This window comes from Oscillibacter ruminantium GH1 (assembly GCF_000307265.1).
Classification (GTDB): Bacteria; Bacillota; Clostridia; order Oscillospirales; family Oscillospiraceae; genus Oscillibacter; species Oscillibacter ruminantium.
Genome location: NZ_DF158898.1, coordinates 380074 through 395458 on the forward strand (window position 1 = coordinate 380074; position 15385 = coordinate 395458).

The 15385-nt window shown below is 55.9% G+C and carries 15 protein-coding genes; all 15 read right to left on the reverse strand.

Annotated features, from left to right (window positions below; genetic code table 11):
- Positions 1-10: 10 nt before the first annotated feature.
- The 15 genes from ON16_RS09495 to dxs all read right to left on the reverse strand — a co-directional run bounded on the left by ON16_RS09495 (position 11) and on the right by dxs (position 15376).
- On the reverse strand, positions 11-1249 hold the full coding sequence (locus tag ON16_RS09495; RefSeq protein WP_040661465.1) for a BaiN/RdsA family NAD(P)/FAD-dependent oxidoreductase: 1239 nt from the start codon (positions 1247-1249) through the stop codon (positions 11-13).
- Positions 1242-2108, reverse strand: coding sequence for a MurR/RpiR family transcriptional regulator (locus tag ON16_RS09500; RefSeq protein ID WP_040661467.1), 867 nt, complete (start codon positions 2106-2108; stop codon positions 1242-1244). The genes ON16_RS09495 and ON16_RS09500 overlap by 8 nt, the downstream gene beginning before the upstream one ends.
- A gap of 423 nt (positions 2109-2531) precedes the next feature.
- Complete coding sequence (locus ON16_RS09505) at positions 2532-3239, reverse strand: pseudouridine synthase (RefSeq protein WP_040661469.1); 708 nt, start codon at positions 3237-3239, stop codon at positions 2532-2534.
- Positions 3240-3315: 76 nt separating this feature from the next.
- The gene (locus ON16_RS09510) at positions 3316-4353 is read right to left on the reverse strand and encodes a D-alanyl-D-alanine carboxypeptidase family protein (RefSeq protein WP_243441806.1); all 1038 of its coding nucleotides are present in this window, start codon (positions 4351-4353) and stop codon (positions 3316-3318) included.
- A gap of 117 nt (positions 4354-4470) precedes the next feature.
- Complete coding sequence (gene ytfJ, locus ON16_RS09515; protein ID WP_040661473.1) at positions 4471-4869, reverse strand: GerW family sporulation protein; 399 nt, start codon at positions 4867-4869, stop codon at positions 4471-4473.
- Positions 4870-4882: 13 nt separating this feature from the next.
- Positions 4883-5551: a hypothetical protein gene (locus tag ON16_RS09520; protein ID WP_040661476.1), complete on the reverse strand. Its 669-nt coding sequence runs from the start codon at positions 5549-5551 to the stop codon at positions 4883-4885.
- Positions 5552-5591: 40 nt separating this feature from the next.
- Positions 5592-6215, reverse strand: coding sequence for an SMC-Scp complex subunit ScpB (gene scpB, locus ON16_RS09525; RefSeq protein ID WP_243441807.1), 624 nt, complete (start codon positions 6213-6215; stop codon positions 5592-5594).
- A gap of 9 nt (positions 6216-6224) precedes the next feature.
- The gene (locus ON16_RS09530; RefSeq protein WP_040661479.1) at positions 6225-7010 is read right to left on the reverse strand and encodes a segregation and condensation protein A; all 786 of its coding nucleotides are present in this window, start codon (positions 7008-7010) and stop codon (positions 6225-6227) included.
- Between the two features lie 12 nt (positions 7011-7022).
- Positions 7023-7679, reverse strand: coding sequence for a site-2 protease family protein (locus tag ON16_RS09535; protein WP_040661481.1), 657 nt, complete (start codon positions 7677-7679; stop codon positions 7023-7025).
- Between the two features lie 190 nt (positions 7680-7869).
- Entirely contained in the window at positions 7870-9159 is a 1290-nt protein-coding gene (locus ON16_RS09540) for an L-cysteine desulfidase family protein (RefSeq protein WP_040661483.1), read from the reverse strand.
- A 382-nt stretch (positions 9160-9541) separates the two neighbouring features.
- The gene (gene recN / locus ON16_RS09545) at positions 9542-11224 is read right to left on the reverse strand and encodes a DNA repair protein RecN (RefSeq protein WP_040661485.1); all 1683 of its coding nucleotides are present in this window, start codon (positions 11222-11224) and stop codon (positions 9542-9544) included.
- A gap of 103 nt (positions 11225-11327) precedes the next feature.
- Complete coding sequence (locus tag ON16_RS09550) at positions 11328-11783, reverse strand: arginine repressor (RefSeq protein WP_040661487.1); 456 nt, start codon at positions 11781-11783, stop codon at positions 11328-11330.
- Positions 11773-12660, reverse strand: a complete 888-nt coding sequence (locus ON16_RS09555; RefSeq protein WP_040661489.1) for an NAD(+)/NADH kinase — start codon at positions 12658-12660, stop codon at positions 11773-11775. Before ON16_RS09555 ends, ON16_RS09550 begins: the two co-directional genes overlap by 11 nt.
- Positions 12657-13481 carry a TlyA family RNA methyltransferase gene (locus ON16_RS09560; RefSeq protein WP_040661492.1) on the reverse strand — a complete coding sequence of 275 codons (825 nt, stop codon included), beginning with the start codon at positions 13479-13481 and terminating at the stop codon, positions 12657-12659. Before ON16_RS09560 ends, ON16_RS09555 begins: the two co-directional genes overlap by 4 nt.
- 44 nt (positions 13482-13525) lie before the next feature.
- A complete protein-coding gene (gene dxs, locus ON16_RS09565; RefSeq protein WP_040661495.1) occupies positions 13526-15376 on the reverse strand; it encodes a 1-deoxy-D-xylulose-5-phosphate synthase in 1851 nt (616 codons plus the stop codon).
- Positions 15377-15385 lie beyond the last annotated feature (9 nt).

Sequence of the window (15385 nt, forward strand, 5' to 3'; positions counted from 1 at the left end):
GGAATGCTCCTTATTCCTTGTTCTCCGCCGCCGCAAATCCGGCGGCCCGCCCGGTAGCCCAAGCGATCTGCAGGTTGAATCCACCGGTATAGGCGTCCACATCAATCAGTTCGCCCGAAAAGTACAAATCCTTTACACACTTTGATTCCATGGTATGGGGATCAATCTCCGATACCTTGACTCCACCGGACGTGACGATGGCATCCTCCACAGGTCTGGGTGCGGCAATATTAATGGAAAAATGCTTTAAAAGCCGTCCAAAGCCCTGCCGCTGCTCCCGGGTGACATCATGAATTTTCTGATGCTTGGGAATCCCGCTGCGCGCCACCATCACCGGAATCAACTTTTGCGGCAGCAGATCGTTCAGCGCATTGCAAAAGTCACTATTGGCATACTTTTCAAAGTCGCTCAACAGCCGTTTATCCAGTTGACCCTCGTCCAGCGCCGGTTTCAGGTCAATTTCCAGCCGATATGTCTTTTTCCCAAAATACCGCATGTGAGCCGAAGCGGACAGCACCAGGGGGCCGCTGACGCCAAAATGGGTGAACAGCAGCTCGCCGAAATCCGTCTCAATTTTCTTGTTGTTTTCAAAAACCGTCAGACCCACGTTTCGCAGAGACAGGCCCTGTAAGTCCCGGCAGACACCACCCTCTTCCTCTTGAAGCGGAACAAGGGAACCCTGCAAGGGCGTGACTGTGTGGCCCGCCTCCGCTGCAAGGCGGTGCCCGTCTCCGGTAGAGCCGGTGGCGGGATAGGACACGCCTCCGGTGGCCAAGATCACCGCATCGGCGGGCAGGGTCCCCTGCTCTGTCTCTACGCCACGGACTGCACCGTCTTTAATCAAAAGCCGGACTGCCCGCTTGCGGGACAAGATGACCTTCTGCTTTTTCAGCCGCCGCTCCAGCGCGCCGCTGACATCAAAGGACCGGTCAGACACGGGAAAGACCCGCTTCCCCCGCTCCACCTTCAGCGGCACACCCAGCTCCTCAAAAAAGGCCATGGCATCCTGTCCCTCAAACCGGGAAAAGGCGCTGTACAGGAACTTTCCATTGCGGGGTACGTTTGCCAGCAGCTCTTCCGTATTCGAGTTGTTGGTGACGTTGCACCGGCCCTTACCGGTGATGTTCAGCTTTTTACCCAGACGCTCGTTGGGTTCCAGCAGCGTCACAGATGCCCCCCGCTCCGCGGCGGAAATGGCCGCCATCATGCCGGCGGCTCCGCCACCGACTACTACAATCTTTTTAGTCATCGTCCGACTTCCCAAACACACCATAGGCATCCCAGATATCCTCCAGTTCGGAGAATGTGGCAGACACGTCCTTCCCCATCCGGAAACCGAGCGCCACCAGCAAAGCGTTGACCATAGACATGGGCGCCACCATGGAGTCCACGAAGGAAATCATCTCGCTGGGCGCCAGAACAGACGCACTGGCCATCTGCCCCAGAGGAGACAGTTCATTGTCCGTAATGGCCATAATCGTCGCGCCCCGGTCCTTTGCAAATTTCGCGGTGTTGATGGTGACCTTGGAATACCGGGGAAAGCTAATAGCCAGCATCACGTCGCCGGGACCGATGCGGAACATCTGCTCAAAAATCTCTCCCGCAGCGTTGGACTGCACCAGCGTCACGTTTTCCAGCAGCAGATGCATGTAAAAGTTCAGATACCCCGCCACAAACGAGGAGGACCGCACACCGAGAATATAGATGTGGCGCGCCTTTACCAGTCCGTCCACCACCTGATCGAAGTCCCTGCGGTCTGCCTTGTCCGCCACCAGCCGAAGTTTATCAATGTCAGACCTCATCACAGAGGACAGTACATCCTGTCCGCTCAACATACTGCCCGCCGCCTGAATGCGCTGGGTTGAGGTGAGACGGCTGCGAATCATCTCCTGCAGTGCCCGCTGCATGGCTGGATAACCCTCAAATCCCAACTCATAGGCAAAACGAACCACCGTGGACTCGCTGACGCCAGAAAGCTCGCCCAATTTGCTGGCCGTCATGAACGCGGCCTTGTCGTAATTCCCCACAATATAGGAGGCAATGCGCTTTTGTCCCTTTGAAAAGCCGCTCATGCCGCTCTCCAAGGTATATAGAATGCTTTTAGCCACGATTCTTTTCCTCCGTTGCTCTTCCGATTCAGCGCACTACGCGCTTGCTTTGAATAGTCTACCACATTTCCTGCATTTTTCAATACAAATCTGCTGTTTTTTTTGCAGCAATAGATGTAAAATTTCTAATTTTTTTATAAAAAACATTGGGTTTTCAATGTGCTCGTCTGCTTCTTTAAGACAATATAAAAATTGCAGGATTTATAAAAATCCTGCAATTCATCCCGTCAAAAGATATTCCGCCGTTTTCATTAGTTGCCTGACGCCGTAATTTTCCGTCCGCTCCGAGAACTGAAATTTCCCGCTGTGTGATCTGTCAACTTCCAACTTGACAGGCGCTTAATGCCGACAAAATGGCAGCGGACTACTGCGCCGCAAAACGAACCCGTCCAGCACAAATGCAGACGGTTCTGTCGATGTATTTTATTCGCCCAGCAGTGCAGTCAGTTCCGCCGCCGTCAGATGCCGCCACTTCCCTACCGGCAGGTCCCCCAGTTCCAGCGTGTGCTCCCGCACCCGCCGCAGGCGGCGGACTGTAAGACCGCAGGCGGCGCACATACGCCGAATCTGACGGTTCTTTCCCTCGTGGATGACCACGGATAGCCGAGCGCGATCCGCTGCCTTAGAAATCACTTCTACCGTTGCTTGATGGATTGCTTCTCCATCAAGTTCTGTGATGGAAGATAGCTTGACAGCGGAATCCGCTTGGAAACCGTTCACATCCACCTGATAGGTCTTGTCAATCTGAAAGCTGGGATGGATCAGCCGCTGCATCAGTTCCCCATCGTTGGTCAGCAGAAGCAGCCCCTCCGAATCCATGTCCAACCGCCCCACAGGAAAAACCCGGGTCCCTGCATCCCGCACCAGTTCCGCTACCGTGGGACGGCCCTTTTCGTCGGAAAGCGTGGTCACATATCCCCGAGGCTTATTCAACAAAATATAGGTTTTGTTCTCTTTTTTCCGGAGCGGCACACCGTCCACCTGCACATCGTCCCGGTCCGGATCGGCCCTGTCTCCGATTTGGGCCGTGCGGCCATTGACACGCACCCGTCCTGCCGCCAGCCAATCCTCCGCTGTGCGGCGGGAACATAGGCCCGCGGCGCTCAACAACTTTTGTAATCGTTCTTCCAAGCAGCTTCCCTCCTTTCGTAATTGAAACAATAAAAGCCGCGCCCTTGAGGCGCGGCTTTTATCTCTCCACGCGTGTTCAGCCGTTTCCCAGCAGTGACCGCAGACGGCGCAGCAGACTGGGCGGTGTTTGAATCGCCAGCAGCACATCACTGCCGCACAGCAATTCGACCCGTCCCACCTCCTTGCCTGCCAAACTGAAAACAGCTTGTCCGGCAGAGGTTCCCGCCGATACCGGGGCCTGTAAACTCTCCGGCAGGTCAAAACGGATGTCCAGTTTTTCCCCTTGAGCCAGCGGCCAAGAAAAGCTGTCCGCTGCCACCAGCGGCACCGAGGTCGTCAGTCCGCCGATCACCGCCAGCGTCCCCACCGTCTCACCTATGGTCATGGCCCGCCGGGCGGGATAGGCGGCAAAGCCGTAGTCATACAGTGCAGCGTGATCCGCCCAGTCATTGCCGTCCTGCAAGGTCACCGCCACCAGCCGCTGTCCGTTGCGCCGGGCGCAGGAGACAAGCGTGCGGCCCGCAGCCTTTGTATACCCGGTCTTCAGGCCGATGCAGCCATCCACATAGGACAGGAGTTTGTTGTGATTTGTCAGCGTCCGCCCATTCACGTTCACAGTGCGGGTAGATACAATACGGGCAAACGTCTCGTTGTTCATGGCTGCACAAGCCAGCACCGCCATGTCCATGGCGGTGGAGTAGTGCTTTTCATCGTCCAGCCCGTTGGGGTTTGCAAAGGAGGTGTGGGTCATGCCCAGTTCCTTCGCCTTTTGGTTCATCAGCTTCACAAATTTGTCTGTGTTCCCTGCCACGCCCTGTGCCACGGCCACGGCCGCGTCATTTCCGGAGCAGAGCATCAAGCCGTATAGCAGCGTCTCCAGCGACAGTTTCTCCCCAGCCTTCAGATACATGGAAGACCCCTCTGTATTGGCGGCCTCCGCCGAGACCTTTACCATGCCGTTCAGGTTGCCGTTTTCCAGCGCAACCAGCGCGGTCATGATTTTCGTGGTGCTGGCAATCAGCATTTTTGCATTTTCGTTCTGGGCATACAGCACCCGCCCGGAATCCACATCAATCAGCACCGCAGATGTAGCGGAAGTGCTGACAGCAGACACTTGGCAAGGAAAAATGCTATACAGTGTCAATATGGCGCAAAACAGCGTCAGGAATCTTTTGAAGTGAGTTTGCATCTACGATCACCTTTCTACTCAGGTGATCTTAGTATACCCCTGTTAGAACTCCTCTTTTTCCTGCTTTTTGTCGAAATATTTTTCCACTTTATCCAGAATATCCGGGACCATTTCAACCACACGGTCCACGGTGGAAACCGGCGGCACGGATACCGGAAGAACCCGCGTCGTCCCTTCCTTAATCACCAAAAATGCCACTGGGTCGATTTTCACGCCTGCGCCGCTGCCACCGCCAAAGTTTTGGGGCTGCGTTGTCCCGTAGTCTCCACCGCCGCTGCCAAAACCGAAGCTGACCTTGGAGATGGGGATGAGAGTCACGCCGTCCGGCGTGGTAATGGGCTGGCCCACGATGGTATTGGTGTCCACCATCTCATGGATTTTCTCCATGGTGGAACGCATCAGGTCATTCAGCGGATGCTTTTTTTCAACATTGTTGTCCATATCAATTTCCTTTCTACGCGGCAGCTTTTGGCGTCTCAGTCTGTTCGTCCGGCTGCGGTTTATCCTTTTTATGTCCTTTTTGGAATTGCAGAATCCAGCGGATTCCGGGAATCATAAGGCCAAAGCCCATAGCCAGCATCGTTCCGATTCGCAGGGACACGCCAACCTCGCCCCGGATGCGGAGGGCCGCCGCATCATAGTCCACGCCCACATGGAGGGATGGCTTCGGGATATCAATCAGCTCCTCCAGAGGGGGCATCACCGTCCACATCACGGCGCAGATATCGCCGTATCGCTCCGCGGCCTTCGCGGGGTCATTCCGTCCGCGCAAGGTCAGCGATAAGGACAGCGGATGCACGCGGATACCGCGGCCAAACCGGCGCAGCGCTTTTTTTGAGGCAGGCATCAGCATTTGGTACGCGGCCTTTAGATCTTCTTTTGTAGGTCGCGGAAATTTTTTCAGTATTTTGGTCAGGTCCTTCGGTTCTTTTTTCTCGGGTTCCTTTTTCGGCTTCTCCCTTACCGGTTTCCGCGATTTGGAAGGCGCTACCCGAAAACGCAGAAATCCAAAGGTCACGTCCGCCGAAACCACGTCGCCAAACGTCACGCGAACACCCAGCCGCGTCAGACAGAACAAAATAAATAGAACCACAATGCCCGCCAGTATCTTCAGCCAGAGCACAGCGCCTTCCTCCTTCCGTAGTTTTCCCTGTGCGCAGAAATTATTTCTCGTCCTCCGCTTCGCCGGATTCTGCGCTCTCGCGCTTCTCGCTGTCGGAGTCCACAATCTCCCCGTTGTCGCCCAAACGCATCTGCCCCGTGCCGCCGAAATCCGGCAGCTCCGGCAAATCGTCCAGCGAGTGGAGGTGGAACGAACGAAGGAAGTTTTTCGTGGTCCGGTACTGCCGGGGCCGGCCCGGAACCTGCAGCCGCCCGCATTCCTCGATCAGCTTTCGATCCAGCAGCAGTCCCACGGTATAGGAACTGTCAACACCCCGGATTTGATCCACATAGGCTCGGGTAACCGGCTGGTAATACGCGATGATGGTCAGTACCTCCAGCGCGGGCTGACTGAGCTTGGCGGGCTTTCGAATCTCAAATGCCCTACGGATCACATCCGCATAGTCCGGCGATGAGCACATCTGCCACGTATCTTCCACATGGAGCAGCCGGACTCCCCGGCGGTCATAGGCATAATGATCCATCAGATTTTGCAGCACCCGCTCCGCCACCGAACGGTCCATGTCCAGAGCGATGCAGATGCGGTCGATGTGAATGGGTTCGCCGGAGGCAAAGAGAATGCCCTCCATAGCGGACTCGATCTCCTTCATGTCGATACTTTCCATGTTGTTTCCTTACAGTGTCAAATTTTCCGGAAGCTCCTGCTCCTGCTTCACAGTGCAGTCCGTCTCAGACCCCGCCAGATGAATGATACGGGCACGGCACAGTTCCAACACAGCCAAAAACGTGGCCACCACCTCGCTGCGGGTCCGGTTGCCTTTAAACAGCAGCAAAAACCGGGTAATCCCTCCCTCTTTCAGCTGCCGGACAATCTCCTTCGCCTTGTTCTCAACGGGATAGGGCTCATGCTGCACAATGTTGGCAAAGGCGGTTCTGGGCGGAGGCAGCGCCCGCTCTGCCCGGTCCCGAATCTCCATCATGGCAGAGATGAGATCTTCAGAATTCTGATCGTACTCATAGATTTTTCCTCGCTCCACCGACTCGCTGTGGCGGGTGACGATGTTGCGTCCAAACTCGCCCATAGGCTCCAAGCGCTTGGCTCCAGCTTTTACCACGCCGTAATTTTCGTTGCGGCGGCGCTCTTCCAAAGACTGGATCAGAGCGTCCATTTCGCCCTTGGCCTCCTCGTCTTCAATGGACAAAAGCATCCGGGTCTTGAGATAGATGAGATGGGACGCCATGGAAATAAATTCGCTGGCAACCTCTAAATCCATCTTTTTCCGTACCTCCAGCCATTGGAGATACTGGTCGCAAATCATGGCGATGGAGATATCCTGAATCTCCATCTTGTTCTTGCCGAGCAAAAACAAGATCAGGTCCAGCGGCCCTTCAAAGTCCTGCATCTCTGTCTGGGATTTGGCGCGGACCACTTTTTCCAGTTTAAATACAGGACTTTCCAAAAAGCGTTCACCTCAATAAAGCAGGTTAATCATCGCGGTGTATACCGCGGCGATGGCGCGGCTGATAAGTCCCCCACCCACGTTGGCAAAGGAAAGCAGCAGCAACAGCAGCATTCCGTACCGCTCATAGCGCATCAGCGTAAAATAAGCCCGGTCGGGCAGCAACGCACCCAGCACCTTAGACCCGTCCAGCGGCGGTATGGGCAGCAGATTGAAAAGTCCCAGCCCGATGGAGAGGATAGCCGTGGAGAGCAGAAAGTTGAAAATCACATCCCACACCAGGGTGTAATCAGCATAAAGGTAAATTCCCTTGCTGAGCAGAATCAGGGAAAATGCCAGCATGAAATTGGAAACCGGCCCCGCCAGCGCCGTCAACGCCATTCCCTTTTTGGGGTTTTTGAAGTACCGCGGGTCCACCGGCACAGGCTTTGCCCAGCCAAATCCCATAGTGAACATCATCAAAAGGCCCAGCCAATCAATGTGCCGCAAAGGGTTCAGGGACAGCCGGTGCATAGATTTTGCCGTGGAGTCCCCCAAAGACAGGGCAGCCAGACCGTGACAAGTCTCGTGGATGGTCAGGCAAAGCATGACAGACACCACCCGCAGCGCCGCGTCCAGCGCGGAGGAGAGGTCCATCTGTTGAAGCAGGGCTTGAATGTAATGCAGCAAAGCAGTCTCCTCATGCAAAATAGCATTCTTAAAATAACATTAGTCATAACATTATAACAGTTTTTCCCTTTCAATACAAGGAAAATCCACGCGAGAAAATGGGAAGAACAAGCAGGGGGCTTTTAAGCCCCCTGCCGAAATTGTCGAAAAAGAGTTTCGCCACGTTTTGGAGATACCGCTTACATTCCCTTTACATTCCCTTTTGCAGCAGCATATCCAGCACCAGATCGTCCATTTTGGGAGATCCGTCATTACCCAGCTTGACAAAGTTGGCGATGGTGACCTCCGGGTCAGACTCCACGATGCCATCGGTGGGTTTCACCGTCTCGTCCCGCAGCGCCATGGCGGCGCAGTGGAACGCTGTGAACACGCAGGTTGAGATTTTCAGCGCACAGTCCGCCTTTGCCCCGTCGCACAGCATCCCTGTCACATCGCCCAGCATATTGTTGACGGCGTAGCCGATCTGCTTCACACCGCCGCCCTGCAGATAGACCAGCCCGCAGGCCGCGCCGGTTGCGGCGATGGTGGCACCGCACAGGCCGGAGAGCAGTCCAAAATCCGCATGGATATGAATCGCCATCAGATGACTGAGTGTCACGGCCCGGAATGTCCGTTCCTCGTCAATTCCCAGCGACTGCGCGGCGGACACCACCGGCATGGTAGCGGTGATTCCCTGATTGCCCGATCCGGAGTTTGTGACTACCGGTACGTTGGCTCCCGCCATGCGGGCGTCCGCGGCGCTGGAGGTGACAGCCACCGCCTCCAGCATCGCTCCCCTGCCCATCAGTCCAGATTCCTGACTTTTTCGGATGTGCCGGCCAATGTTCAGGCCAAAGTTGCCCTCCGCACCCACTTTTGCAATCTCACTATTGACCTTGATGGCCTGTTCGATCATATGGAGATCATCTGTCTTGGGATCCAGTGTCTCCACAAAATCATAAATTGTCTGTATGCTCAGCGTCTCCTTAATGAGCTGCGGCGTAATCGGGTCTGCGGCCGCCTCCTGCGCCACTGTTTCAACCTCTTGGTGATCCTTCTCCACAAAGGTGACGTTGGTATGGGCACCCCGAATGACGGCACGGGATTGATGCGACCCGTTGGTCAGCTCCACCTCCACGTAGAGCTTGTCCGGCTCCGGCGTTCGCCCCATCTCCACATTGCCGCTGCGCACCAGCTCCACGGCCTTCGCCACATCCTCTGCCGTGGCGTCGTCCACCACCTGTAACTGACGGTCTACCCGGCCGCAGACAGCGCCCAGCGCTGCGGCGTAATTCATTCCGGTGCAGTCCGTCCCCGGTATGCCGGCAGCCATTGCATTCTTGATGATGTTGACGCTGGCAAGGATTTTGACATGGGTAGGCTCCCCCGTCAAATGCCCCCGCGCGACAGCAGCAGTCAAGGCAATCGCCGCCGGCTCCGTACACCCGGTGGCCAGCATCATCTCGTGGTTGAGAATTTGACAAATCAACGTACGATTCATAGCTCTTCCCCTTTTCCTATTTGATTTTTAATGGATATCCAGCTGATTCTTTAACGGTATTCTAGCATCCTGTTCTTCGGAAAGCAAGATAAGATGCCCACATGCCATCCCGATTTTTTCCGTGTAATTGTCTATTTTGACGGAACCGTGCTCAACTTATCCTACTAATTTAAATTTTCGCGCTTTTTCACCAATTTGCATTCAACAGAAGGTTTTCTTATAAAAGGCAACGCAGCCGCACCCATTTTCATAAATGGATACGGCTGCTGTTTTATAGGATTTTTCATAGTTTCCCATGGCCTCTCCGGTAAAACGGCATCGACCTCTGCCGCAGCGCTCCCGTCGTTTCCAGCAAATTGGCGCCGCACTTTCAGGCCTCTTTTTACAGCTTTTTGCGGTAGGCCTCCGCCTCGTCCAAAAGTTCTCCCGCGCTTTGCAGCAGCGCGTCCGTCACCTTGCTGCCGCCGGTAAGACGGGCCAGCTCCGCCATGCGCCGCTGACGGTCCAGCTGGACAACCTCTGTGAAGGTTCTTCCCTCGCGTTCTCCCTTTTCCACGGAAAAGTGGGAGTCCGCCATAGCGGCCAACTGAGGCAGATGGGTCACGCACAACACCTGCTTATGCCGTGAAACCTGAGCCAGCTTCTCCGCCACTTTTTGCGCCGCCCGACCGCTGACGCCGGTATCCACTTCGTCGAAGACCAGCGTTCCCACCCGCTCCTGTTCCGCCAGCACATTTTTCAGCGCCAGCATAATGCGGGCAAGTTCGCCGCCAGAGGCAATTCGGGCAATGGGCTTCAAATCCTCGCCGGCGTTTGCAGACATCAGAAACCGAATGGCGTCGCATCCGTCCGGCACCGGTTCCTTGGGCATAAATTCGATGGAAAAACGGACCCGATTCATATCCAGATCCTTCAGCTCCTTCAGAATCCGCTGCTCCAACTCTGAGGCAGCAGCTTTCCGGGCCTTTGTCAGCGCTGCGCCTGCGGCGCTCACCGCTTTTTGCGCCTTGACCAGTTGGCCCTCTAACCGGACCAGCGTATCGTCGGCTGTCTCGATCTCGTCCAGCTCCCGGCGGCTGCGATTCAGATACTCCAGCATCTCCTCAACCGTGGCGCCGTACTTTTTCTTGAGGCGGTACAGCTGGTCGGACCGGCTTTCCACCTGATCCAGCTCCTCCGGTGAGAAGTCAAACTCCCCCACAAGATCCCGCACTGTCTCCGCAAGGTCATACGCTTCACAGCGCAGCTGTTCCAGCCGATTCCAAATCTCTTCCAGCCGCCCGTTGTGTCCTTTCACATGGGTCAAGGCGTTTTCCGCCTCCTGAAGCAGGGCCACGGCTCCACCAGTCTCGTCATCCCCGTTGAGGCAATGATCCGCCCCGCTGACCGCCGACAGGTACTTTTCCCCATTCCGCAAAAGATCCCGTCGCTCCTGCAACTCCTCGTCCTCGCCGGAACGCAACTCAGCTCGCTCCAACTCGTCAATCTGAAAATGGAGGCTGTCCACCTTCCGGGCTTTTTCCGCCTCGTCCATCCGCAGAGCGTCCATGCTCCGGCGCAGTTCCGCCATGGCATCATAAACGCCCCGGTACTCGTTCAGGGCGCTTTCCAGCCGACCAAAACGGTCCAGATATGCGCCGTGCTGTTCCTCGTCCAAAAGCTGCTGACCGTCGTGTTGACCGTGGATGTTCAGAAGGTTTGCCCCCAGTGCCCTCAGCTGGGACACCGTGACAGGCCGACCGTTGATGCGGCAGAAATTCTTTCCGTCTCCGTCGATCTCGCGCTGGATCATCAAAAGCCCGTCCTCATCCGGCTCTGCACCGCATTCCGCAAGGCCCGGAAGATCACTGGACACACCGGAAAACTCCGCGCTGACCACCGCTTTTTTGCTGCCGGTGCGGATCAAATCCCGAGAGGTCCTACCCCCCAGCACCGCGCCCATAGCATCGATTACGATGGACTTGCCCGCGCCAGTTTCGCCGGTCAGGGCGTTGAAGCCCGGACGGAACTGAATATCCGCCTGCTCGATCACCGCAATATTCTCAATGTGCAGCAGTTCCAGCATGACCCCGATCCCCTTTTCTCTTTTTGTCGTTAATTGGAAAGCAGCGTCTCTCAGGCATTACGTCCGCCAAAGCGCCCGCTTATCTCTGCAAAGCGAATCCCCTTTACATATTAATCATTTCCTGAATTTCCTCGCAGAAGGTATCGGCAGAAGGGGTGTCCTTCATCACCAAAAACGCCGTGTCGTCTCCTGCAAGGCTTCCCATCATATAGCTCAGGTCCATATCGTCCAGCGCAGCGCAAGCGGCGCTGGCAAGTCCCGGCATCGTTTTTACCACCACGATGTTCTGCGCGCTGTCGATGCTGGTGATGCTCTCCCGGAAGATCGTCCGCAGCTTCTCCGCGAAGTTCAGCCGCGTCCGGTTTCCAGAGACAGAATATTTATACACGCCATGTCCCACCGGCTCCTTGATCAGGTGCATCTGCTTGATGTCCCGGGAAATGGTGGCCTGTGTGCTGGAAACCCCCCGTTCCTGCAAGCGGGTCAACAGCTGTTCCTGCGTCTCGATATTCTCCTGTCCAATGATCTCCAAGATCAGCATTTGCCGTTCATTTTTCATCTTCCTGTCCTCCCGGCAGCATTTTTTTCGCAAAAATTTCGCAAAAACTTTTTTCTGTCAACCGCACTAGTTTCAAGCAATATTTGGACCGACGAACCTGCACCTCATCCTCGGCGTGAAGGGAGAAGCCCCGGCTCTCGTCCACGAACAGATACACCGGTTTGCGTCCGTTTCGCTCCATGCGAATGGACAGCGTATGTCTCGGCGAAAGAACATACGACGAAAAACGCATATTATGCGTACAGATTGGGCAGACCACCATGGCCTCCGCGTCCGGCTCCACCACGGGGCCTCCGGCAGAGAGCGAGTACGCCGTGGACCCGGTGGGAGTTGCGATAATAACGCCGTCGCCTGCAATGTCGGCCAGATGATGGCCGTCGGACTCGATGCGCAGGTGAATTACATGTGAGATGGGGCCTTCGCGGATAACCGCGTCGTTCAGCCCCAGATTCGTATAGACGGATCGACCGTCCCTCAGAACGGACACGTCCAGCATCATCCGGTTCTCCATGTCAAAGTCCCAAGTTTCCAACCGCCGCAGCATCTCCAGCTCCCCAAGCTCTAACTCAGCGATAAAACCGAGACTGCCGGTGTTAACACCCAGAACCGGAACCTTGTTCAGCGCCGCCAGTTTTGCCAGATGCAAAATCGTGCCGTCGCCGCCAAAGGTAATCATCAGATCCGCAGAGCGCAGTTCCTGTGTCAGCGGGCGCACATCCAGATCGCCGAAAGTCCCCTCCCGTTGATCGCGGAATGGGGAGCACACCACCGTCCGAAAACCGCTTTTGCGCAAAATGGATTGGGCGGCTTTTGTGGCACTCATGTCCCGGTCCCGGCTGGGATTGGGACAAAGAATGATCTTTTTTCCATCTTTCATGCTTCCACACCTCCTCGCTCCGGTAAAACCGCATGAGACTCGTCTACCAGAGTTTGCAGGTCAAACGTCGCATCTCCTTCTGACGCACCGCACTGCAAAAAGCCAAGATATTCGATGTTTCCTTCAGGGCCGCGAATGGGAGAATACGTCAGGCCAAGAACTGTAAAGTCTGATTCCTTTGCATGATCTAAAAAGTGCTCCAGCACTTCCCGATGAACCGCAGGATCCCGGACCACGCCTTTTTTTCCGACCTTTTCCCTCCCCGCCTCAAACTGCGGCTTCACAAGGCAAACTACATGGCCGGTTGGCTTCAAAAGTCCCCGCAGGGCCGGCAGAATCAGCTTCAAAGAGATAAAGCTCACATCCACGCTGGCAAAATCCAGCTCATCCGGCACCTGCTCATGGGTAAGATACCGGGCGTTGGTTCGCTCCAGACACATTACCCGTTCATCTGACCGCAGCTTCCAAGCCAGCTGTCCGTACCCCACATCCACGGCGTAAACCTTTACCGCACCGTTTTGAAGCATACAGTCGGTAAATCCGCCGGTGGACGCGCCAATATCGCCGCAGATTGTTCCTTGCAGGTCGATGGGAAAGGTCTCCATGGCCTTTTCCAGCTTTAGTCCACCCCGGCTCACATAGGCCAGTGCATTTCCCCGCACCTCGATTTCCGCGTCGGCAGGATAAGCGGTCCCGGGCTTGTCCGCCCGCTGGCCTTTTACAAACACCAAACCGCTCATGATGGTGGCCTGCGCCTTTTGTCTGCTCTCCTGTAATCCGCGCTCCACCAACAGCACGTCCAGCCGTTTCTTATCACTCATGGTTATCCTCCCTGCGCTCTTTTACACAAAAAAGCGCGGTCTCCTCACTGGATTCCCTCCAAAATGGTTTTGACAATTCCTTCGGCGTCCAATCCCAGACTGTGTTCCAGTTCCGTCACAGATCCCGCAGGAATAAAGTTACCGCCCAGATTTTTAAAAATGATCCGTTTCGGCGCGTCGCCCCGGGCGGCCAAAATACCGCCTACCCGCTGCCCAACGCATCCAGCGCCGCAGCAGTCCTCCACCGCCGCCATACACCGGCAGCCGGACAGCACCGGAGCCAGATCCTCATAGCAGAGGGGCGCAATGCGGTTCAGCTTAACAACACCTGCGCGCACGCCTTGCTTTTCCAGCGCCTCTGCCGCGTCCAACGCCTGATTTACCAGTACGCCATAGGTCAGGATGGTTACATCCTCCCCCGTCCGCAGCCGCACGGCAACATCCGGGCCACTATCGTTTTTGTAATGGCCTTCGCCACCCCGAGGATACCGGACGGCTACCGGGCCGCTGCACTGAAAGACCGCTTCCCGCAGCATCCGCCGCAGCTCTGCAAAGCTGGCGGGACAATACACCGTCATTCCAGGAATGGTGGGCAGAAAGAGTGCGTCAAACGAGCCGTGGTGCGTTTCGCCGTCGTTGCCCACAAGGCCCGCCCGGTCGACTGCCAGCACCACATGGAGCTGCTGAAGCGCCACGTCGTGGATCAGCATGTCATAACTCCGCTGCAAAAAGGAGGAGTACACCGCGAACACTGGGATCATGCCCTGAGCGGAAAGTCCGGCGGCCATAGCCGCGCCGTGACCCTCTGCGATGGCAACGTCAAAAAAACGTTTTGGAAACTCCTTTTGGAACGGTCCAAGACCTGTTCCATCTGCCATGGCTGCGGTAATGGCACACACACGGGGGTCTTCTGCGGCACAGGTACTCAGCGTTTTTCCAAAGACGGAGGAGAAGCTCTCCTCCCCGGAGGATTTCAAAAGTCCAGTCTCCACATCAAACGGCCCAACGCCGTGGAACTTTCCCGGGTCCCGTTCTGCGGGAGCATATCCCTTGCCCTTCATGGTGTGAACGTGAACCACCACCGGGCAGCGCAGCTCCTTCGCCCATTGCAGCATGTTGCACAGCCTGTCCAAATCGTGCCCGTCAATCGGGCCGAGATACGTAAATCCCATGTCTTCAAACAGGGTACTTCCCGGCCACAGTGCCTTTTTCAGCGAGGATTTCAGCCGATGATTGAAGCGATACAGTTTATTTTGCATCGGCGTAGCGCCAAACAGTCCACGATACCACTTTTTGAAATGGTAGTAGGCGGGCTTGCTGCGAATCTTCCCCAGATGGCGGCTCACCGCCCCCACGTTGGGGTTGATGGACATGCCGTTGTCATTCAAAATCACGATCAGCGGCTCCTTGGAGGCTCCGGCGTTGTTCAGCCCCTCATAGGCGAGTCCGCCGGTCAGCGCCCCGTCCCCGATCAGGGCCAGTACACTGTAATCCTTTTTCTCCAGCGTTCTTGCCCGAGCCATTCCCAGCGCCACAGAGACAGAGTTGGAGGCATGGCCCGCGATAAACGAGTCGTGCTCACTCTCATAGGGCTTCGGAAACCCGGAAAGACCGCCGAACTGCCGCAGGGTGCCAAACAGTTCCCGCCGCCCGGTAAGCGCTTTGTGAACATAGCACTGGTGTCCCACGTCGAACACCAGCCGGTCGTCCGCAGTGTCAAACACGCGGTGGATGGCCACCGTCAGTTCTACTACTCCCAGATTGGAGGCTAAGTGTCCGCCGGTTTTTGAAACGCTGTCGATCAAAAAGCTCCGCAGTTCCCCGCAGAGCGTATCCAAATCCCGGCGGCTCAGTGCTTTCACGTCCGCCGGAGAATTTATTTTCTCAAGAATCATGGAGTTTCT

What these genes read in the sequence shown, in the direction of transcription:
- ON16_RS09495 (WP_040661465.1), bottom strand. Translation starts at nt 1,249, where the DNA reads ATGACTAAAAAGATTGTAGTAGTCGGTGGCGGAGCCGCCGGCATGATG.
- ytfJ (WP_040661473.1), bottom strand. Translation starts at nt 4,869, where the DNA reads ATGGACAACAATGTTGAAAAAAAGCATCCGCTGAATGACCTGATGCGT.
- scpB (WP_243441807.1), bottom strand. Translation starts at nt 6,215, where the DNA reads ATGGAAAGTATCGACATGAAGGAGATCGAGTCCGCTATGGAGGGCATT.
- ON16_RS09540 (WP_040661483.1), bottom strand. Translation starts at nt 9,159, where the DNA reads ATGAATCGTACGTTGATTTGTCAAATTCTCAACCACGAGATGATGCTG.
- recN (WP_040661485.1), bottom strand. Translation starts at nt 11,224, where the DNA reads ATGCTGGAACTGCTGCACATTGAGAATATTGCGGTGATCGAGCAGGCG.
- ON16_RS09550 (WP_040661487.1), bottom strand. Translation starts at nt 11,783, where the DNA reads ATGAAAAATGAACGGCAAATGCTGATCTTGGAGATCATTGGACAGGAG.
- ON16_RS09555 (WP_040661489.1), bottom strand. Translation starts at nt 12,660, where the DNA reads ATGAAAGATGGAAAAAAGATCATTCTTTGTCCCAATCCCAGCCGGGAC.
- ON16_RS09560 (WP_040661492.1), bottom strand. Translation starts at nt 13,481, where the DNA reads ATGAGTGATAAGAAACGGCTGGACGTGCTGTTGGTGGAGCGCGGATTA.
- dxs (WP_040661495.1), bottom strand. Translation starts at nt 15,376, where the DNA reads ATGATTCTTGAGAAAATAAATTCTCCGGCGGACGTGAAAGCACTGAGC.